This window comes from Citricoccus sp. GCM10030269 (assembly GCF_042665635.1).
Lineage (GTDB): Bacteria > Actinomycetota > Actinomycetes > Actinomycetales > Micrococcaceae > Citricoccus.
Map to the genome: position 1 here is coordinate 951,097 of NZ_JBHTCV010000005.1, position 20,059 is coordinate 971,155.

General features: G+C 67.5%; 18 protein-coding genes and 1 riboswitch. Of the genes, 8 read left to right on the forward strand and 10 right to left on the reverse strand.

From position 1 onward, the window contains the following. The first annotated feature begins 364 nt into the window (after window positions 1-364). The gene (locus tag ACFQQD_RS11575) at window positions 365-1,027 is read left to right on the forward strand and encodes a VOC family protein (protein ID WP_378089449.1); all 663 of its coding nucleotides are present in this window, start codon (window positions 365-367) and stop codon (window positions 1,025-1,027) included. Here the strand turns inward: ACFQQD_RS11575 and ACFQQD_RS11580 are convergent. Both ACFQQD_RS11580 and dusB read right to left on the reverse strand, forming a co-directional pair. Continuing rightward, window positions 1,024-2,346: a deoxyguanosinetriphosphate triphosphohydrolase gene (locus ACFQQD_RS11580; protein WP_378090114.1), complete on the reverse strand. Its 1,323-nt coding sequence runs from the start codon at window positions 2,344-2,346 to the stop codon at window positions 1,024-1,026. The genes ACFQQD_RS11575 and ACFQQD_RS11580 overlap by 4 nt on opposite strands. Window positions 2,347-2,386: 40 nt before the next feature. After that, window positions 2,387-3,595 (reverse strand): tRNA dihydrouridine synthase DusB, encoded by a 1,209-nt coding sequence (gene dusB / locus ACFQQD_RS11585; RefSeq protein WP_378089451.1) that lies wholly within the window; start codon window positions 3,593-3,595, stop codon window positions 2,387-2,389. Between the two features lie 101 nt (window positions 3,596-3,696). Here dusB and ACFQQD_RS11590 point away from each other — a divergent pair, with 101 nt between their 5' ends. The 3 genes from ACFQQD_RS11590 (at window position 3,697) to ACFQQD_RS11600 (ending at window position 6,994) form a co-directional block, all read left to right on the forward strand. Beyond that, window positions 3,697-4,722 (forward strand): LLM class flavin-dependent oxidoreductase, encoded by a 1,026-nt coding sequence (locus ACFQQD_RS11590; RefSeq protein WP_378089453.1) that lies wholly within the window; start codon window positions 3,697-3,699, stop codon window positions 4,720-4,722. Between the two features lie 116 nt (window positions 4,723-4,838). After that, window positions 4,839-6,017, forward strand: coding sequence for a hypothetical protein (locus tag ACFQQD_RS11595; RefSeq protein ID WP_378089455.1), 1,179 nt, complete (start codon window positions 4,839-4,841; stop codon window positions 6,015-6,017). Window positions 6,018-6,100: 83 nt separating this feature from the next. Then, a complete protein-coding gene (locus ACFQQD_RS11600; RefSeq protein ID WP_378089457.1) occupies window positions 6,101-6,994 on the forward strand; it encodes a hypothetical protein in 894 nt (297 codons plus the stop codon). Here ACFQQD_RS11600 and ACFQQD_RS11605 read toward each other — a convergent pair. From ACFQQD_RS11605 to ACFQQD_RS11615, 3 genes are read right to left on the reverse strand one after another with little or no spacing between them, the layout of a single operon-like run. Next, window positions 6,988-8,331 (reverse strand): YibE/F family protein, encoded by a 1,344-nt coding sequence (locus ACFQQD_RS11605; RefSeq protein WP_378089459.1) that lies wholly within the window; start codon window positions 8,329-8,331, stop codon window positions 6,988-6,990. The genes ACFQQD_RS11600 and ACFQQD_RS11605 overlap by 7 nt on opposite strands. Beyond that, a complete protein-coding gene (locus tag ACFQQD_RS11610; RefSeq protein ID WP_378089461.1) occupies window positions 8,315-9,316 on the reverse strand; it encodes a GNAT family N-acetyltransferase in 1,002 nt (333 codons plus the stop codon). The genes ACFQQD_RS11605 and ACFQQD_RS11610 overlap by 17 nt, the downstream gene beginning before the upstream one ends. A 13-nt stretch (window positions 9,317-9,329) precedes the next feature. Continuing rightward, a complete protein-coding gene (locus ACFQQD_RS11615) occupies window positions 9,330-10,721 on the reverse strand; it encodes a glycine--tRNA ligase (protein WP_378089463.1) in 1,392 nt (463 codons plus the stop codon). A gap of 108 nt (window positions 10,722-10,829) precedes the next feature. Between ACFQQD_RS11615 and ACFQQD_RS11620 the strand changes: the two genes are divergently transcribed. Beyond that, entirely contained in the window at window positions 10,830-11,084 is a 255-nt protein-coding gene (locus tag ACFQQD_RS11620; RefSeq protein ID WP_378089465.1) for an RNA-binding S4 domain-containing protein, read from the forward strand. 14 nt (window positions 11,085-11,098) lie between these two features. Here ACFQQD_RS11620 and ACFQQD_RS11625 read toward each other — a convergent pair whose 3' ends face one another. Beyond that, on the reverse strand, window positions 11,099-11,803 hold the full coding sequence (locus ACFQQD_RS11625; RefSeq protein WP_378089468.1) for an alpha/beta hydrolase: 705 nt from the start codon (window positions 11,801-11,803) through the stop codon (window positions 11,099-11,101). Between the two features lie 59 nt (window positions 11,804-11,862). Here ACFQQD_RS11625 and ACFQQD_RS11630 point away from each other — a divergent pair, with 59 nt between their 5' ends. Then, the gene (locus ACFQQD_RS11630; RefSeq protein ID WP_378089470.1) at window positions 11,863-12,804 is read left to right on the forward strand and encodes an SGNH/GDSL hydrolase family protein; all 942 of its coding nucleotides are present in this window, start codon (window positions 11,863-11,865) and stop codon (window positions 12,802-12,804) included. 22 nt (window positions 12,805-12,826) lie between these two features. On the opposite strand, the gene ACFQQD_RS11635 is transcribed toward ACFQQD_RS11630, so the two are convergent. Next, on the reverse strand, window positions 12,827-13,948 hold the full coding sequence (locus tag ACFQQD_RS11635) for a homoserine O-acetyltransferase (protein WP_378089472.1): 1,122 nt from the start codon (window positions 13,946-13,948) through the stop codon (window positions 12,827-12,829). Between the two features lie 16 nt (window positions 13,949-13,964). Next, the gene (locus ACFQQD_RS11640) at window positions 13,965-15,329 is read right to left on the reverse strand and encodes an O-acetylhomoserine aminocarboxypropyltransferase/cysteine synthase family protein (protein WP_378089474.1); all 1,365 of its coding nucleotides are present in this window, start codon (window positions 15,327-15,329) and stop codon (window positions 13,965-13,967) included. 71 nt (window positions 15,330-15,400) lie between these two features. After that, window positions 15,401-15,515, reverse strand: a riboswitch (SAM riboswitch). A gap of 131 nt (window positions 15,516-15,646) precedes the next feature. Here ACFQQD_RS11640 and ACFQQD_RS11645 point away from each other — a divergent pair. After that, window positions 15,647-16,303 (forward strand): VOC family protein, encoded by a 657-nt coding sequence (locus ACFQQD_RS11645; RefSeq protein WP_378089476.1) that lies wholly within the window; start codon window positions 15,647-15,649, stop codon window positions 16,301-16,303. An 11-nt stretch (window positions 16,304-16,314) separates the two neighbouring features. Here ACFQQD_RS11645 and ACFQQD_RS11650 read toward each other — a convergent pair whose 3' ends face one another. Further along, window positions 16,315-17,139 (reverse strand): CPBP family intramembrane glutamic endopeptidase, encoded by an 825-nt coding sequence (locus tag ACFQQD_RS11650; protein ID WP_378089479.1) that lies wholly within the window; start codon window positions 17,137-17,139, stop codon window positions 16,315-16,317. A 57-nt stretch (window positions 17,140-17,196) separates the two neighbouring features. Between ACFQQD_RS11650 and ACFQQD_RS11655 the strand changes: the two genes are divergently transcribed. Continuing rightward, on the forward strand, window positions 17,197-18,228 hold the full coding sequence (locus ACFQQD_RS11655; protein WP_378089481.1) for an aminoglycoside phosphotransferase family protein: 1,032 nt from the start codon (window positions 17,197-17,199) through the stop codon (window positions 18,226-18,228). A gap of 22 nt (window positions 18,229-18,250) precedes the next feature. Here ACFQQD_RS11655 and ACFQQD_RS11660 read toward each other — a convergent pair whose 3' ends face one another. After that, complete coding sequence (locus tag ACFQQD_RS11660; protein WP_378089483.1) at window positions 18,251-19,873, reverse strand: S-layer homology domain-containing protein; 1,623 nt, start codon at window positions 19,871-19,873, stop codon at window positions 18,251-18,253. Window positions 19,874-20,059: the final 186 nt, after the last annotated feature.

Below are 20,059 nucleotides of genomic sequence, written 5' to 3' on the forward strand. Positions count from 1 at the left end.
ACCGACATGGCTCATACCGACATGGCTCATACTGAATCCCGCCACGAACTCGCCCACCTGGGCGTGCACGCGGTGTACTCTCCCAGTCCTGAGGAGACGGTCGCCTACTGTCACGACCTGCTGGGGATGGACGTGGTGGGCACGCACGGCGCCAGCACGTATCTGCGGTCCTTCAACACCTACGAGGAGTGGACCGTCAAGGTCACCGCCGCGGAGCATGCCGGGCTGGAGTACCTGTCCTGGCGGATGTCCAGTCCGCAGGCGCTGGAGCGTGGTGTCCAGTGGCTGGAAGAGCACGGGCACGCCGGTGAGTGGCTCGAGCCGGAAAACGGCATCGGCCCGTTCTACGCCTTCAAGGACCCGGATGGACGCCTTTCGGATCTACTGGGAAACCACGCACTATCGCGCTCCGGCGGACAAGGCGCCGGTCATCCCCACCAACTTCCAGGCCTACGCCGGCCGCGGCGCCAACGTGAAACACCTGGACCATGTGAACCTGCTGGCCCAGGACGTCCGCCGCTGCCGCCGGTTCTGGGAGGAGGGCTTCGGCCTCCGCACCTACGAGGTGATCCTCATGCCCGAGGACCGTGGCGAGGCCGGAGCCTGGATGAGTTCGAGTCTGCAGGGCCACGAGCTGATCTACACGGCCGAGAAGACTGTTGGCTCGGGACGACTGCACCATTTTGCCTACGCCGTGGAATCCCGCGAGGAGGTCCTGCGGGCTGCGGACATCATGGCCGACGCCCGGATTTACATCGAAGCCGGACCGTCGAAGCACACCGCCATCCAGGGCTTCTATCTCTACACCCACGAGCCGGGCGGCAACCGCATCGAGGTGGCCAACGGCGGATACTTCCGGTTCGCCCCGGATGCGGAAACGTACGTGTGGACCCCCGAGGAATGGAGCCTGAAGCCGGGATGGGGCGCGCCGATTCCTCCGGAGTTCCACGTCTACGGCACGCCCGTGGTCGAAGAGCTGGCCGAGGATTCGGCTGCCGTGCCGTCGTTGGGCCCCGGAGACCTCTAGTACCAGGCCCGGCGGAACGGTTCGCCACGGACCAACGTGGCGTACCACTCCAGCGCCGTGGAGTCGGTCAGCGAGGCCACCTGGTCAATGACGGCCCGGCGGCGGGCACGGTCATCAGTGGCCTCGCGCCAGTCCCCGGCGAACATCGGGTCAAGAAACTGCTCGCCGGTGGCCCACAAGAACTCGACGAGCTCGGTGAGCAGCTCGCGCTGACGCGCATAGAGTGGCTGGCGGGCCTCGGAGCTCATCACGTAGGCCGCGGCGATGCCCTTCATTGTGGCGATCTCGATCTCGGTCTCCAGCGGGACCACCACGTCGGCGGTGTGGCGGGTCAGGGGATCGTTGCCGTAGACCTCACGGGTGGCATCGAAGGCGGCGTTGGAGAACCGGCCGATGAGCTGGCTCGTCATGTCTTTCAGGGCCGCTCGGGATCGGCGGGTGCCGTCAGCCTCGGCGACCCAGACGTCTGTGGCTTCCAGCCGCGCCAGAGCGGCGTCTACGGCGTCGGGTTCCGTGTCCGGCAGATACCACTGGCGGGTCCGGTCGATCACGAGGGCCCGCTGTTCCGGATCGGTGAGCCAGCGCAACTGGAACTGACCGTTGACGATCCCGTCCTCCACGTCATGCACCGAGTATGAGATGTCATCGGCCAGGTCCATGACCTGGGCTTCCATGGATTTGCGGGTGCCGGTGATGCCCCGGCGGAACCAGGCGAAGACGTCTAAGTCGTCGGTGTAGACGCCGAATTTCCCGGTGGGCCGACCGTGGGAGTCCACGGGGGCGTCGTCGCGGGTCCAGGGGTATTTGCAGGCCGCGTCGAGGGAGGCCCGGGTGAGGTTCAGTCCGGCCGAGGTGCCGTCCTCGAAGAACTTCTTGGTTTCCAGCCGGGCGAGCAGCCGCAGCGTTTGGGCGTTGCCCTCGAATCCGCCGATGTCCTGGCTCAGGGCGTTCAGGGCGCGCTCTCCGTTGTGGCCGAAGGGCGGGTGGCCGAGGTCGTGCGAGAGGCACGCCGCGTCCACCACATCCGGGTCACACCCCAGTGATCGCCCGAGTTCCCGGCCGACCTGGGCCACCTCGAGGGAGTGGGTCAGGCGGGTACGGGCAAAGTCGTCCTCGTCCGGGGCGACCACCTGCGTCTTGGCCCCGAGCCGTCGCAGGGCCGAGGAGTGCAGGATGCGGGCCCGGTCGCGTTCGAAGTCGGAGCGGTAGGAACTCTTGCTCGGCTCGGGCAGCCACCGTTCGCGGTCGGCCGGTGTGTAGCCGGGCAGTTCGGCCGCACGGCCGGCATAGGGCGGACGCCCCTCGGGCCCGAAGAGCACGGCTTGGTGGTGCCGTACGCGCCGCGGGAGCGACGCCGGTTCAGCCACCGGAGACGTCCAACTCGGCCGCTCGGATCATCGCCTTCTGGTCCGCGTCGAGTTCGCGGGAGTTCAGCCACCCCTCGGGCAGGTGGGGACGCTTGGGTGAACCGGCGCGCCCGCGCGGGCCTTCGGCGTCGGGCCCGGGGTACGGGGCGGTGGGGTCGAGCTCGTCCAGCAATTCGCGCAGCGTGGCCAGATCGGGCACCTGCGCCAGCCGAGCCCGCAGCTCGCCGCCGACCTGGTAGCCCTTGAAGTACCAGGCCACATGTTTGCGGATGTCCCGCAGGGCCTTGCCCTCATCGCCGCCGAAGGTGTCCACGAGCAGCTCGGCGTGACGGTAGAAGGTGTCGGCCACCGTGGCCAGTCCCGGACGGAACCGCTGGTCGGAGCCCTCGAAGGCGTTCTGCAGGTCCCCGAACAGCCACGGCCGACCCTGACAACCACGGCCGACGACGACGCCGTCGATCCCGGTGCGCCGCACCATCGCGATGGCGTCCTCGGCACTCCAGATGTCCCCGTTGCCCAGCACGGGGATGTCCGGCAGGGCCTCGCGCAGCCGGGCGATCGAATCCCAGTCGGCCTTGCCGGAGTAGTGCTGTTCCATGGTGCGCCCGTGCAGGGCGACGGCGGCGACTCCCAAGTCCCGGGCGGTTCGGCCGGCGTCGAGGTAGGTCAGGTGGTCCTCGTCGATGCCGCGGCGCATCTTGACGGTGACCGGGATGTTCTTCTTCGAGGCCTCGCGCACGGCCGCCGCGACGATCGAGGCGAACAGGTCCGACTTCCAGGGCAGCGCCGATCCGCCGCCGCGCTTGGTGACCTTGGGCACGGGGCAGCCGAAGTTCAGATCAATGTGGTCCGCGTGGTCTTCCTCGACCAGCATGCGCACGGCCTGTCCGGTGGTGACCGGGTCCACGGAGTACACCTGGACCGAGCGCGGGATCTCGTCCGGATCGTGATGGATGATGCGCAGTGACTCCGGCCGGCGCTCCACGAGGGCGCGGGCGGTCACCATCTCGGAGACGTAGAGTCCACCGCCGTATTCCCGGCACAGTCGCCGGAACGCGGTGTTGGTGATCCCGGCCATGGGAGCCAGGACCACCGGGACGTCGATGGTCAAAGGGCCCAGCTGCAGGGCGGGCAGGTTGAGGCGCTCTGGGGTCTGGGCCGCGGATTCGGTGCGCTGGGAAGCGTCAGTCACGGCAGTCATTTCACCCATTATCCCAGAACGCCGTCACTCCTGCAGGCGGGGCCTTAGTCGTGTGGCAGAGGGCACGGAAGAACTCGGGCGTTCCCGGCGTTGTTCAAAATATGAAGAAGATTGGATTCCTGAATTTCGGGCACTGGAGTGCCGTGCCCGGAACCCGCACGCCCGACGCGGCCGGTGCCCTGACCCAGACCATCGAGATGGCGGTGGCCGCCGAGGAGGCCGGACTGGACGGAGCCTGGGTCCGTTCACACCACTTCCAGAACATGCTCTCCGCGCCCTTCCCCCTGCTGGCGGCTATGGCGGCCCGAACGAAGACCATCGATCTGGGCACCGGTGTCATCGATCTGCGGTATGAGAATCCGCTCTACATGGCCGAAGAGGCCGCGATCGCCGACCTGATCTCCGATGGCCGACTGCAACTGGGCATTTCGCGTGGCTCCCCCGAGGCGGCCCGGGACGGCCAACATCAGTTCGGCTATGACCTGGAACCGGGACAGACGTGGTCCGAGCTCGCCCAAGAACGCGGCCAGCGGTTCCGAGAGGCGATCTCCGGGGCGATGGTGGCCCATGCGGATCCGACGTCCGGCTGGGCCCAGCCCGGTCAGGAGAAGCTGGCGATCCAGCCGCAGTCGCCTGGCCTGATCAACCGCATCTGGTGGGGGTCGGGCAATACGGCGTCCGGAATCCGGGCCGGCGAGCAGGGCTACAACCTGGTCTCCTCCACGCTGTTGCTGCAGGACGACGGCCGGCCCTTCCACGTCCAGCAGGCCGACCAGATCGCCCAGTACCGCCAGGCCTATGCCGCATCCGGCCACACCACCGGCGGTTTGACCGCGGTGACGCGCTCGGTGTTCCCCATCGTCTCCGCTCAGGACCAGAGGTACTTCGGTGGCCACCAGGAACGCTCTGATTCCTCGGGACACCTCGAGGGAGGCAAGGCCCGCAGCGGCCCCACGTACTCGGGATCGATCGACGAGGTCGCCGAGCTGTTGCGCCGGGATGAGGCCGTTCAGGCCGCCGACTACGTGCTGATGGCCAACCCGAACCAGTTGGGGGTGGAGTACAACGCCCACTTGTTCCAGCAGTGGGTCGAGGTGGCGCGGGTCCTGGGGTGGAAAGAGCAGTAACGGCCCGACGCCGGCCCCGGCCGGACATCGCGCTCGCCTGCCTTGATAACCTGAGTCGGCGGGCCTGACGGCCCTCATCACGGCTCTAGAGGGACACCCGGGAGGAGCACTGCCGCATGGAGATCTGGCTGATCGTGCTCCTCGTGCTGGCCGTGGTCGTCGGTGCCGGCGGCTGGGCCGGCGTCGTGGGTCTTCAGCGGCGGATGCTGGCCAGCCGGCAGCAGCGCTGGCGTGAGCTCGAATCTCGCTTCAACCGGGTCACCCTGGACGTGGAACGGTACGAGCACAGCCCGGGAGACGCCCTGGCCGCCCCCGGCTGGCTGGACCGGTCGAGTCCGGTGATTCGCGGCTTCTCCGGGACGCTCAAGCGCGCCCACCGCGAGCGCGGCGAACTGGAGCGCTCGATCGAGCCGGCTCCCGGTCGAGCGGTGCGCCCCCGTGGCAGCGAGAACCGGGATGCGGCGTCGCGGCTGAATCCCAGCGCCGAGGATCTGCAACGATTCGAGTTGCTGGTCGAACGGCTGGAGGACGCCTACCGGGATGCCGACCGGGCCGTGCGACTGGCCGGCTGGAGTACTCCAGACTCGTTGCAGGTGCCCCATCCGCAGTTCCTGCTCGATCCCCGCTGGGGACATCCGGCAGTGCTGCCCCGCCTGGGCACGGTGGATCCGAAGGGGGCTCGCCGCAGCGTCAAGGAGTTCCTGGATTGCGCGTTCCCGCTGCGCAAAGATGCCGCGCTCAAGGCGCTCAAGGAACGTGCCGGTAGCGGACACAGCGCGTATCTGGCTCAGCAGGCGCTAGAGCACCTCATCAAGTCCGGGCGGTACACCATGGATCGCCAGGGATTCCTGTGGCCCGCCTCCACCGTGGTGGAGCACTGGGGAACGTATCGGACCTTCGGTCGCACCGCCCATCTGAAGCCGCAGGACGTGCCACCCGTGGAGTTCGCCAATGCCCTGTGGGCGTTGTTGCCGGCCGACGGCGGGATGCGCGACGAGGAGTTGCTGACGGCCGCCGTCGATCATCTGGATCTCAACACCCCGTGGGGCGCCGGACTGGCGCAGAACCTGAATGAACGCATCGCCCGCGCCGTGGACTCGCTGCCCGACGCCGTCCGGCGCACCGTCAACGACGCCGTTCCTCACCGCAGCTACCTGCCGTCCCCGAAGCTCCGTGTCGACCAGCTGCTGGTGGAGGGACTGCAGGAAGGGCTGATCACCGGCCGACTGCAACGCCAGCCCGATGGCCTGATCCGCCGATTGCGGGTCGACTGGCCCAGCACGTACCGGTACTGACGGCGAGTGGTGCGGCAGCCGATCGCCAGCGTGGGTAGCGTGGTGAGCACACGCCGCCGACCTGCGAAGGAAGCCCTGTGCGCTTGACCCGCCCTCCCGCCAGTGCGTCAGCCGGCCGCTGGGCCCTGGGTGCCGCTGCCATGGCTGGGGTGATTGCCTTGGCCGGTTGCGGTACCTCGAGCCCGGAGAACTCCTCGACTCTGCCGATAGGGTCGGGGCCGACCTCTGCTTCATCCACCTCATCCGCCTCATCGGAGCGGTCACCGGAGAGCCCTTCAGCCGCACAGGACCTTCCCTCCCCTGACCTGCAGCGGACGGCTTATGACGGCGAGCCGCGCCCCACGGAGGAGATCTACCACCTCCCGTGCCTCGAGGCGCTCGCCGGAGATGACGAGGTGCCGCCGACCGAGGGCACGGGTGAGAACGAGGACGGCGATCTTGAGCTGACTCCCTGGTCCATCCTGGCCAACGAGGCCCTGACCGAGGGATGGAAGTACTGCCCCACCGAGACACAGGGCGGGCTGGCGGTTCCCGCCTCCTTCGAGGTCACTCCGGACGGCGAGAACGGGTCCATCACGGGGCTGTCCATCGCCGACGCCACCGGTGAGCAGGTCGGCGGGTTCCGCGCTGACGTTCCCGGCGGCCCTCCTGAGGGTGCCGAGGTGGTCGAGGTGCTGGAGGTCACCGAGCAGCCGGACTTCACCGGCGCCGGTGATGAGACGGTGTACTTGCGGTCCCTCGTCGTCGAGGCGAATTCGGGCGCCCAGGTCATGGTGGATCTCGTCTCAGCACCGGAGGGCGCCGACCCGGAATCCCTGACGGTGTGGGACCTCGCGATCCACGACGGCACGGAGCGCGTCGTGATCTATGGAACGATCCCGCTCGACTCGGCCAAGGACGCTCCAGATGCGGCCGACTCCGAGTTGCACCGGGTACTCCGGGCCATGGTCGGCTCCTACCAGCCGGCAGTTCAGTAGGTCGCCGGCCGACTCTCCCGCTCGCTGACCGCCTTGGCCACCGCCACGGCGATCCCGGTGGTGACCGGGATGGCCAGCACCAGTCCGATGGAACCGACGAGGATGCGCACGATCTCCTCCACCAGTTCCCCGGACATCAGGGTGTCCCACAGACTGCGGTCGTAGAGGGACACCACCATCAGCACCGGTAGAGCCGCACCGGCATAGGCGAAGGCGATGGTGTAGACGGTGGAGGCGATGTGGTCGCGGCCGATGCGCATCCCGGAGGCGAAGAGCTCTCGCTTGGTGGCTCGCGGGTTCGCGCCGTGCAGCTCCCAGACGGCGGAGGCCTGCGTGATGGTCACGTCGTTGAGCACACCCAGACCGGCCACCAGCAACCCGCACAGCACGATTCCGGACAATCGCACCTCGGGAGCCACAGTGGCCAGCACGTAGGAATACTCATCACCGAGCCCGGTGAGGTAGGCGGCGTCGGTGCCCCACAGTGCCAGCACGGCGGTGAGGGCCAGGCCGATCAGTGTGCCCAGCAGCGCCGTGGTGGTCCGTAGGGAGAATCCGTGGGCGAAATACAGCACCACGAGCATGATCAGACAGCAGCCGACCAGACCGACCCAGAGCGGCGGTCCGCCCTCGAGCAGCGCCGGGATCATGAAGACGAACAGCACCGCGAAGGCCAGCCCCAGGCCCACGATCGCCCGCAGTCCACGCCACCGGGCGACGGCCACCACCACGAGCGCGTACAGCAGCGCCAGCAGCACGACCGGGACGGTGCGCTCGAAGTCGACGAACACGTAGTCCGCTCCCGCGCCGGCACCCTCACCGCCCGTTCCTCCGGGCAGCCCGGAGAGATCGAGGGCCTTGATCCGGTCTCCGGCCGCGACTTCCACCGAGGCGCTGACCGACGTCGGGATGGGGACGAGCGCGCTGTCGGTCCCGCCGCCGTCGGGATCCACGACGGCGTCCACGCACTGCACCTGGGCAGCCGACGGGTCACCCACGACCCCGCCATTCGGGGTCTCCAGGGTCCCGGCCTCCGGATTACATTCCCGGGGCTGCACCCCGGTGACCGTCCCCGAGATCATCTCCACGCCCTGACTGGTGCCGTAAGGATCGGCGAGGGAGAGTTCGCGGTGCTCGCCGCTGGGCCACAGCACGATCATGGCGACGATCAGCACCGCGGCCAGCGGCACCAGGATCGCCGCCAGCGCCAGGACGACCCGAGGACGGCCGGACCCGTCCCGGCCGGTCAGCGCCTGGTCGGCGGCTGGGCCCGCGGAAAGTCCGTGGCCGTGGCCGTCGCCGTGACCGTCACCGTGGCCGTCAGCGCTGTGCGGCATCGGGCGCGTCGGTGGCCCAGATCCGGGTGTCCAGCAGCACCTGGGCGTGGCCGGTGGCGACCATCTGATCGAGGATGGGGGTCAGGACCTCCATCGAATCGTCGACCTCCAGCTGCACCGGGTACTGCGTGGTCAGCAGGGCCAGCAGCGCGGCCGCGGCGGCCTGAGCATCGGCCGGAGCGAGTTCCGGGTTCCACCCCAGCAACACATCGGTCGGATCCTCGGTGCGCTCGGGAGTGTAGGAGATGGCGAAGGCCGCGATCGTTCCACCCTGGTCCTGGGGGCGGGGCCGCAGCACCACGGCGCCGGAGGCCCCGGTGGCGGGACCGAGCAGCAGCTGCTGGACCTGGCCCACCGAGATGACCGCCGGGTCCCAGTCGTGTGTGGCCTCGTAGAAGGCGGCCACCGCCTGCGTCAGCTCGACCGAACCGGTGGCCAGATCCTCCACGGACAATCCGGTCCCGTCCAGCTCCGGAGCCTTGATCACCCCAGGCCCGACGGCGATGCGCCGGGACCGCTGTACCGGCGCGAATCCCTGCCCCCTCAGGAACGAGGCGGTGGCGCTCTCGGTCGGTTCGGCCGCCGCGAAGCGGGTCTTGAGCTCGGTGGTCACGATGGCGCCCTCAGCCCGGGCCGCCTCGGCTTCGGCGCGCAACGCCGCCAACAGGGCCGTGGCGATGCCCCGGCCACGCTGCTCGCGGGCGGTCTCCGCGTAGAACCAAAGGCGCTGCGGATGCACCGAGGAGGCGTACACGACGGCAGCGGCCACCGGAATACCCTCGTCTTCGGCCACCAGGCACCGCGCCCAGGGCTCTGATGAGCCGGTGCTGCCGGTGCTGGAGGGCCGGAGCATGGCCCGGTCCTGGTGTTGCTGGGCATCGGCGGGATCGCCCCAGACCTCAAGCAGGCGCAGGTCGTCGCTCTCCATCCAGGGGCGCAGGGTGACGCCCTCGGGAAGGTGGGGGCCGGCGTCGGGAATGCTCATGGTGTTCGCCGCCCTACTTCGCCAGCCGCTCGATGAGCCAGCCGCGGACCTGGTCCAGGGCCACCCGCTCCTGCGTCATGGAGTCGCGTTCGCGGATGGTGACGGCCTGGTCATCCAATGAGTCGAAGTCCACGGTGATGCAGTACGGGGTGCCGATCTCGTCCTGGCGGCGGTAGCGTCGACCGATGGCGCCGGCGTCGTCATAGTCGATGTTCCACACCCTGCGCAGCTCGTCGGCCAGCCGTTTGGCCGTGGGGACGAGCTCCTCCTTGCGGGACAGCGGCAGCACGGCGGCCTTGACCGGAGCCAACCGCGGATCCAGCCCGAGAACGGTCCGCACGTCGGTGCCGCCCTTGGTGTTGGGCGCCTCCTCTTCGCGGTAGGAGTCGACCAGGAAGGCCATCATGGAGCGGGTCAGCCCGAAGCTCGGCTCAATCACGTACGGGGTATAGCGCTCGCCGGTGGCCTGATCGAAGTACTGCATCTTGGTGCCGGAGGCTGAAGTGTGCGAGTTCAGGTCGAAGTCGGTGCGGTTGGCGATGCCCATCAGCTCGCCCCATTCGGAGCCGGCGAAGCCGAACTTGTACTCGATGTCGATCGTGGCATCGGAATAGTGGGCGCGTTCACCGTCCGGCACATCGAAGCGGCGCATGTGGTCGGGATTGATGCCGAGGTCCGTGAACCAGTTCCAACACGCCTCGACCCAGTCGTCGAAGTGCTCGGTGACCGCGTCGGGATGAGAGAAGTACTCGATCTCCATCTGCTCGAACTCGCGGGTGCGGAAGATGAAGTTGCCCGGGGTGATCTCGTTGCGGAACGCCTTGCCGATCTGGCCGATGCCGAACGGAGGCTTGCGGCGGGAGGCGTTGACCACGTTGAGGAAGTTCACGAAGATGCCCTGCGCGGTCTCCGGCCGGAGGTAGTGCAGGCCTTCCTCGTTGTCCACGGGCCCCAGGTAGGTCTTCATCAGCCCGGAGAACATCTGCGGTTCGGTCCAGGCCCCGCGGGTTCCGCAGTCCGGGCAGACGATCTCGTCCATGCCGCCGACTCCGCCGCTCGGCGGACGGCCCTTCTTGGCCACGAATCCCTCGATCAAGTGGTCCTGGCGCTGGCGTTTGTGGCAGGAGGTGCACTCGACCAGCGGGTCCGTGAAGGTGTCCACGTGCCCGGAGGCCTGCCACACCGCCGAGGGCAGGATGATGGCCGAGTCCAGTCCGACCATGTCTTCGCGGCCGCGCACGAAGGTGTTCCACCACTGGGTCTTGATGTTGTCCTTGAGCTCCACGCCCAACGGCCCGTAATCCCACGCCGAGCGTGAGCCGCCGTAGATCTCTCCGGCCTGGAAGACGAAGCCACGTCGCTTCGCCAGGGAGATGACCGTCTCGAGGGTGGTCTTGGGGGCCATGGAGGCATCACATCCGTCTGATATCCGTGTCTGATACTGGGCCGCTGGCAGCGGTCAGCGCACTTCGGTTATGCGTACTGGTGAGGGTTACCGGCCTAGTCTAGGACCATGTCAGAACAGCCGGCTTCCGAAGACCCTGGCCACCCCACCATGCCCCTGGAGATCCGCGATGAGATGATCCGCCTCGGTCAGGCTCTGAAGCTGGCCAACCTCGTGGAGGACGGCGCTGATGCGCGCGAGGTCATCGACGCCGGACTGGTCCAGGTCAACGGCGAACCCGAGACCCGGCGGGGACGCCAACTGCACCACGGAGATGTCATCGAGTTCTCCGGTGAGACCATGACCGTGGTCCCGGCGACGTGACAGCTGAGTGACTGCTACGTGACGATGTAGTCGAGGAACTCCCCCACGTGGCGCAGCTCCTGGGGTCCGATGCTGTGTCCGATGCCGGCGTAGAGCACCTTGGTCAGGTTCACATGCTCGTTCATCCAGGCATGGGTGTATTCGACCTTGTCCGCCGAGATGATCGGGTCCTCTTGATCACGCCCCCAGAACACCTTCGGCTTGAGCGCCTTGACCTGCTCGTCCTGGAAGAAGCCGGCGAGCGGGCCGGTGGTGGATTCTGCGGCTGATTCCGGGGACGTCTCCGGGTCGGCCGCCGGGTCCACGACGAATCCGGACAGGCCGACCAGGCACGCATAGGCCTCGGGTTCCCGGCGCAGCAATGAGGTGGCCATGGCCATGCCCATCGAGAATCCCAGCAGGGAGGTACTGGCGAAGTTCGGCCGCTGAGTCGCGACCCATTCCTGGAGGTCCTCGATGGCCGCGCGGACCGCCAGTGGGGAGGCCTGCATGGTGGAGGACACCGGGAACCACGTGTAGCCACTGGGCTCCATGGCCAGGGGGGCCCGCACGGAGGCGATGGTGAACTTGTCCGGCAGCTCGGGAACCAAACCGAACAGATCGTTCTCATCGGCTCCGTAGCCGTGCAGCAGCACCAACAGATGAGTGCCGTCGCGCTCGGCTTCGGGCCGGGACCAGCGGACGTACGGGGCAAGGGGCTGGGCTGCGGTGTCAGTCATAGTCACAGGGTAGAGGTCCTGTCCCTCCGGCGGACAACCGGTGCCTCTAGGATCAAGGAATGGTGTCTTTCTCCCCGGACTCTGCTGTCACCACGGCCACATCCGTCACCACTGATGCATCCGAATCTTCCGCTGAGGGCTCGGCTCCACTGCACCCGGTCCATCCCTGGCGCCGGTATGTGGCACTCGGCGATTCCTTCACGGAGGGCATCGGAGACCCGGACCCCGACCGGCCGGGCTACCACCGCGGTTGGGCCGATCGAGTGGCCGAGGAACTGGCACACCGGGTCCCGGACGAGGAGGACTTCTCCTACGCCAACCTGGCCGTTCGCGGGCGCCTGATCAATCAGATCATCGCCGAGCAGACCGAGGCGGCATTGGAGCTGACTCCGGACCTGATCACCGTCTGCGCCGGCGGGAACGACGTCATCCGTCCCGGCGGCGACCCGGACGCCATTGCCCTCCGGCTGGATGAGCTGATCTCTCACCTGTCCACCACGGGAGCCACCGTGGTGCTGTTCACCGGTCCGGACATCCGGGACACCCCCGTGATGGGCCGCATCCGGGGCAAGGTCGCCATCTACAACGAGAACGTCCACGCGGTGGCCCTGCGGCATGATGCGCTGGTAGCTGACCTCTGGGCGCTGCGCGACCTCACCCGTCCGGAGATGTGGGCGCCGGACCGGCTGCACTTCTCCCCCACGGGCCACCACACCATCGCCGCGATGGTACTGGAGACCCTCAACGTCCCCCACGATCTGGTACCGCTGCAGCCCAAAGCCACCGTGCCTCGCACCTGGCGGCGGGTCCGGGCTGAGGACGCGCTATGGGCCCGTGAACACCTGATGCCCTGGGTGCTACGGCACCTGCGCCGCCAATCCTCGGGCGACGGCCTCGGACCGAAACGGCCTTTGGCCGAGCCCATGTTCGGGCATCCGATGCCGCCCGGCTCCACCTCCGCCGACGAGACCGCGGTCCGGCGGGTCGGCCCGGAGGACTAGCTCGAGTCCTGCAGTTCGAGCTCTACAGCCCGAGATCTCGCCGCAGCGCTTCACCGAGCTGCTCCATGTCGGTCAGAAAGCCGTCATGGCCTACGGCCGAGTCGATCATGTGCACCGTCACCTCGCCCGGCAATTGACGGGCGAGGTTCTCCGACTGCACCGGAAAATACAGCCGGTCGGACTCGACGGCGGCGATGAACGGCGCCGCCTCGATCTCCGCCAGCACGGATGACTCCGCACCGCGGCCGCGAGAGACGTCGTGACTCATCAGGGCCTCGGTCAGCACCCGATAGCTGTTGGCGTCGAACCGCTTGGCCAGTTTGGCCGCCTGATAGTCCAGATACGACTCAATCTGGTAGCGGCCATGGCGACAGACCGGATCCCCGAAAGGGTCTTCGTCCAGTTGCGGTTTACGGCCGAACCGCTCCCCGATGTCCGGTTCGGACCGGTAGGTGATGTGGGCGATCTTGCGGGCGATGCCCAGGCCGCCGTCCGGCGTCGGGCCTCCGTAGTAGTCCCCGCCGCGGAAGTTCGGATCCAGGGTGATGGCTTGGATCTGCGCTTGCGCGAAGGCGATCTGCTCGGCGGTGGAGTGGGCGCCGCAGGCGATGACGCCCATCCCCGCGACCCGTTCGGGGTAGGTGGCAGCCCACTCCAGGGCTCGAGCGCCGCCCATGGAGCCACCGATGACGGCCTGCCACCGCTCGATGCCCAGGGCGTCCGCGAGCCGGACCTCGGCGCGCACGGAGTCCCGGATGGTCGTGAACGGGAACCGCGACCCCCAGGGGGTCCCGTCCGGATCCAACGACGACGGCCCGGTCGTCCCGTAGCAGCCACCGAGGATGTTCGGCGCCACCACGAACCAGGTGTCCGTGTCGATCGGGCGGCCCGGACCGACCATGCCTTCCCACCAGCCGTCCTCCGGAATCTCGGAGGACGAGGCCACATGGGTCGAACCCGTGAGGGCATGCAGCAGCAGTACGGCGTTCGACTTCTGAGCGTTGAGCGTGCCCCACGTCTCGTAGGCGATGTCCACGGCGGGCAGGTGACCCCCGGACTCGAAGTCGAAGGCACCGGTCCGCAAGGAGTGCAGGCCGCCGTCGGCCAAACCTGTGCCGGATCGCTGAGGGGTGATGGTAGTCATGCGGATGGCTCCGGCCCTAGGCGCTCACGTCTGCAGCGGCGAAGCCGTTGTCCAGATCGGCGAGGATGTCATCGATGCTCTCGATGCCCACGGACAACCGGATCAGTCCGGGGGTGACGCCGGCGGCACGCTGTTCGTCCTCGGAGAGCTGCGAGTGCGTGGTCGAGGCGGGATGAATGACCAGTGAACGCACATCTCCGATGTTGGCCACGTGGTGGTGCAGACGCAGCGCATCCACGAACCGCGCCCCGGCCTCACGTCCGCCGGCGATCTCGAACGAGACGAAACCGGCGGGACCGTCCGGGAGGTATCGCTTCGCGAGGTCGTGCCAGGGGCTGGACTCCAGGCCCGGATAGATCACGGTCTCGACCAGGGCGTGCCCGTCGAGGTACTCCGCCACGCGCCGCGCGTTGGAGACCTGGCGCTCCATCCGCAGAGACAGTGTCTCCAGACCCAGGTTGATGAGGAAGGCGTTGAAGGGACTGATGGCACTGCCGTAGTCACGCAGCAGCTGCACCCGGGCCTTGAGCACGAACGCCAGATTGGCGCCGAGGATGCCGTTGACGCCGAGGTCACGGGCGAACACGATTCCGTTGTAGCTCTCATCCGGGGTGTTGAATCCGGGGTAGCGCTCCGGCTGTGAGGCGAAGTCGAAGGTGCCCGCGTCCACGATCGCCCCGCCCATGGCCGCCGCGTGGCCGCCGAGGTACTTGGTGGCCGAGTGCACCACGATGTCCGCTCCGTGCTCGATCGGGCGCAGCAGGTACGGCGTGGCCAGGGTGTTGTCCACGATCAGCGGCAGACCGGCGTCGTGGGCCAGGTCGGCGATGGCGCGGACGTCCATCACGTCACCGCGGGGGTTGCCCAGGGTCTCCCCGAAGAGAGCCTTGGTGTTGTCCTGGATGGCATTTTTCCACTCGTCTTGATCGTCCGGATCCTGAACGAAGGTGGTGGTGATGCCGATCTTGGCCAACGTGTGCTTGAACAGGTTCTGAGTGCCGCCGTAGAGGGAGGCCGAGACCACGATGTGGTCTCCGGCACCGGCCAGGTTGAGCACCGAGAAGGTGGTGGCGGCCTGCCCCGAGGCGAGCAGCAGGGCACCAACGCCACCCTCGAGTGCGGCGATCTTGCCCTCGACGGCTTCCTGGGTCGGGTTGCCGATGCGCGAGTAGATGGGACCGAGGTCCTTCAGCGCGAAGCGATCCGCGGCGACGTCGGCGCTTGGGAAGTCGAAGGAGTTCGACTGAATGATCGGCAGCACGGTGGCCCCGAAGGCATTCTCCTCCGGGATCCCCGCGTGGAGTTGACGGGTCTCGAAGCCCCACTCGCTCTGGGGGTCGGCGTCGGGGGTGTTGTCTGGCGTGTTCGGGGTCTCAGTCATCTGACGGCTCCTGTCTATCCAGGGCCACCCACTGGTGCCGACTGACGTGGTGCAGTCCATGCCGGCATGGTGGCCCGCGCTTGCCGGTGCCGGTTGGCACCTGCCTGGTCTTCACCCGGGGCACCCCACCGCGAGCTGGAGGGTTGCCGGCCAGCAAGCCGGGGCTCAATGCTGGCGCTCATGACCTGGGCCCAGTTTGCCAGATCCTCCGCACCGTTTCATCCCCGCCGTCATCGCCGGTCATCCGGCTGTCATTCCGCCCGTCATGTCGAGTGAGGTTAACCTAACCAATTCACCCCGCGAGAAAGTGCGACGATATGCACATGATGCGCCTGGATCACGTCTCGTACGCCGTTGGACCCGATGAAGGGCTCACCGCCACGGTGGCCCGCCTGGCCGATGCCCTGGGCATCGAACGGGTCAAGGGCGGAGTTCACCCCCGTTTCGGGACGCGCAACGCGATTTTCCCGCTGCGCAACCGGCAGTACCTCGAGGTGGTTGAAGTTCTGGACCACCCCTCCTCGGAGAAGGCCCCGTTCGGCCAGGCTGTCCGTGCTCGCTCTGAAATGGGCGGCGGCTGGATGGGCTGGTGCGTCACCGTCGACGACCTCGGACCGTTCGAAGAGCGCCTGGGCCGTCAGTCTGTGCCCGGTAACCGCAAGTTCCCGGATGGCCGCGAACTGACCTGGCGCCAGATCGGCATCAAGGGTCTCATCGCGGACCCCCAGGTGCCCTATCTGCTCCGCTGGGACGACGGCACGGAGGACCTGCATCCCTCGCTGGCCGCCGAGCCGCAGGCGGAATTGTCCTGCATCACCATCGCCGGATCTCGCGAGCGCGTCCGCGACTGGCTGGGGCTGGACGATCCTCAGGAGCGGGTCCAGGACCTCAACGTGGAGTACGAGGCACCCTCCGGCACCCCGGGCATCCTCTCCGTCACCTTCGACACCCCGAAGGGCAACGTCACCATCTGACGTTGGGGTAGTTAAGTGCCGAACAGGCCCAGCTCGGCCAACAGGGGGTAGGCCACGAAGCCGGTCGCGTCCAAGAGGAAATGCGCCACGACCAGTGGCATCACGCGTCGGTACCGCAGATACACCGCGCCGAAGATCAGCCCCATGATCAGATTGCCGATCCCTGGCCCCGCCCCCTGGTAGAGGTGGTAGGTGCCCCGCAGGATCGCACACCCCACCAGCACGGTTACCGGATGACCAGGCACGACGGCGCCGCTGGCCCACGTGCGCAGCTCACCGAATCCCGCCCGCAGCTGCTGCAGGTACCCGAGCCGGTCGAACAGCCAGGCCACCACGATGATCTCTTCCAGCAGACCGTGCCGCAGCGCGGAGAACAGCAGCACCGGGGTGGTCCACCAGTACTCGTTCAGATCGCTGCCGACGATGGCCGTCGTGACTCCGGCGGCACGGCCGGCGGCGTAGACGGCGAGCGTGCCCAGGCCCATCGCCACGAACAGTCCGATCCCCCACGCGAGATCCCGGCCCGGCCGGCGAAAATCCAGTCCGAAGGTGCGGAAGGGATTGCGGCCGCGAATCCATACCAAGTGCATCACGAGCAGCACGGGGACCAGAGCGAAACCAATGTCCAGCACCTGATACGTCAGGTCGAAGTACTGCCGGTCATCGAGGGCGGGATTCAGGGTGGTGGTCTGTCCGGACAGTGGTGCCTGGCTCATCTTGTCCAGGAGGTTGACGACCGCGTACACCGCCGACTTGCCCAAGGACAGCGCCAGCACGATCACGATCTCCCAACGAACCGTCTTGGCAGATGGCACGGGAGCAGCGGTCAACGTCACCGCTCCAGTGTAGGAGTGGAACGGTGCGGACGTGGCGGGTCGCGCTACCGTGGTGGCATGGCCTCCGCTCCGAGCTGCGAGGATGTGACCCTCGCTCGTGCTGCTGCCGCGCTGCCGCTCGAGGATGCTGTGGCCACCGATCCAGACTTGTTCCGACGCCTGGCCACGGCGGACTGGTCCACCGGGGTCGTCGAGGAAGGCGGTCAGTTTCACCGCGTCCTCGTGTTGCCGGGCATCGGTGCGGTGCGGATGGCCCGCACCGCCGAGGCGGCGGACCGTCTGCCGGTGCGCACAGCTCTGGTGCAGGCGCTGGCCGCGACGGCGGAGCTGCCGTTCGCGCTTCCGGTACCCCTGACTGAGGTGACTGTCGGGCCGGACGGGAGGGCCGCCGTCGTGCAAGAGTATCTTCCCGGCCAAGCGCACCCGCCGCACCAGGGCGACCCGGCCGTGCTGTGCCGGGTGTGCGAGGTGCTGCGGAACATCGAGACCGCACCGCTTGAACCCTATCTGGCGCCGCCGTTCGCGTTCCGGGGGCCGTGGACGCCGGACAAGGTCTCGGCCGTGCAGACACTCCCCGACCGGTTGCGCAGCGTCCACGGAGAGGATGTCTGGCCCGACGCTGACTTCGCCGAGACGGTCCGGCGACTGACCGAAGCGGTAGTCCGGTGGACGGAGGATCCGGTGGTGCCGCCGTCGTTGGTCCATGGGGACCTGGCGGGACACAACATGCGGTGGGAGCCGGTCGATCTCGCTGCCGTTGGGAGACGTTCGCCTGCCATGGCGGGCAGCACGGGGTGGCAGTTGACCGGGATCCTTGACTGGGACTTGGCCACCGTCTGGGATCCGGCCCTGAATCCGGCCTACCTATGTCTCTGGCACGGCGAAGACCTGGTGGACGACGTCGCCCGGGACCGTTTCGAGGCGCAGCGGGCCCGCGTGTGGCTCGGTGCGATGGCCTTGGAATTGCTCTACGACGCCTCGCTGCGCGAAGGCACCCATCATCCGGCGAACTGGACCAAGCTGTTGCGCAAGGTCTTGCCACGCCTTGATCGCGCGGATGCCGCCCTCGAAGAGCTGACCGGTTCCTGAGCCGCCTCAGCCTGCAGCGTGGTTAGTCGTTGAACACCGTTTCGACGAACTTGGCCATCTCACCGCGCGTGATCTCCCGACTCGGACGGAAGGTACCGTCCGTGTAACCGCGAGTCGCACCGGTGCCGTACAGATAGCTGATCGCCTCGAAGCGGCTGTATTCGGCCGAGATGTCCGCGAACGGGCTTGTCGTCGGAGGCGTCCAGCTCTCATCTGCCATATCAGCCAGATAGATGAACTGTGCCGCCTCCACCCGGCTCACGGGGCGGCTCGGCTTGAAGGTGCCGTCGGCATAGCCGGCGATGCCCATGGACCGCAACCACGTGGCGGCGTCGTAGTAGGCCGATCCGGGCTTCATGTCCTCGTACGGGCTCGTCTTTGGGGCGAACCAGTACAGACCGTATATGGGATCCGAGTGCTTCTCTTCATAGGCCCACATCAGGAAGGTGGCCAGCTCGCCACGAGTGATCTCACGGTTCACGCCGAAGGCGCCGTTGGCCTGACCGGCGGAAACGCCTTCGCAGCCCAACCAATGGATGGAGCTGAAGAACGCCCCTCCGGGGCGTGTGTCAGAGAAACTGACGGGGCACAGGTCCCCGAAAGCCACCGGGGCCCACGGACGATCGAAGGAGGCGGTGGCCTCGCCGAGCTCGACGGTGAGCTCCAGTCGGTGGTACTCCCCGTCGAGATTGATGGTGGTCCGGCCCGTCACCGACTCCCCGGGTTCGATACCCGAGGAATCCCGGGCCTCAACGGTGAACCGCTCGTCCTCAAACAATCCACCGTCCAGCCGGGCGTACACCATGCCCTGGGCACATGACACCCAGCCTTGTCGCCAGTTCTCAGTGTTCGCCCCTGCGCTGGAGCTCATCCCTGCCACATCGCTGCACTGGCCCGGAAGGTCCAGGGTAAGCGACACCGACTCGGCTGGGCCCTCGGCGGTGGTGGAGTACCACTCGACCTCCCCGTACCAGATGAGATCGGCTTCCAGATGCGGCTCGTCCGGCCCAGGGCCACTTTCGTCGCCACCGTTCACGGTGAACGTGTCGGAGAACGTGTTTCCGACCCCGTCACCGGCCTCGAAGGACTTGGTGAGCGACCTTGCACCCCAGTACGAGGGAGGAATCTGCGCGGGCAACTCCACCGTGCCGCAACCGCCTTTTGACGTTGCCGGGCCGGCCACCGGATAGATGGAAATCACAGATCGGGCCAAGGGCACCTCAGTCTCCAGCGGCGCGGCCACCATCTCGACCTGGAACGTGTTCTGGCCCGTGGAGTCCTTGACGGTCGTCTCGGCCCTGTACAAGTAGCCGTTGACGGGCCCTTCCCACGAGGCAATGGGTGTGGCGGTGCCCAGGCTGATGTCTTCGACGCCGCGGCGGCCGGTCGATCCCGGAGCCAGACAGAAATCGACGGCCACCGTCATGGTGTCGGCATCGGCGGGGAGCACATCTTCTACGATGGAAACGTCTTCGACGTAACCGCCGTATGGAGCAATGGTCTCGGCGTCGGTGGCCGCCGTAGCCGGTGCGGCGGCCAGTGAGGAGCCCATGAGGGCGAGGCCCACGGCAGCGACCGTGACCGCCGTCGTCGGTTTCTTGCGGGTGACGGCGCGCCCAGGCGCGGCCGGTGAGGTCCGATTCATGGATCGAATCCTTTCGAAGAGGGCGAGTGATGCGGCAGAAACAGGACCACCGTTCACACGACGGTGGTCCCGCGACATCGCCATCAGGCGAGTCCCCCTACTGCCGACGGACACAGCGAACCTAACCCGCCGATCTCGAAAGTCACCGGGAGATATGGAACCGGAACGGAACCGTGACCGGCTCGG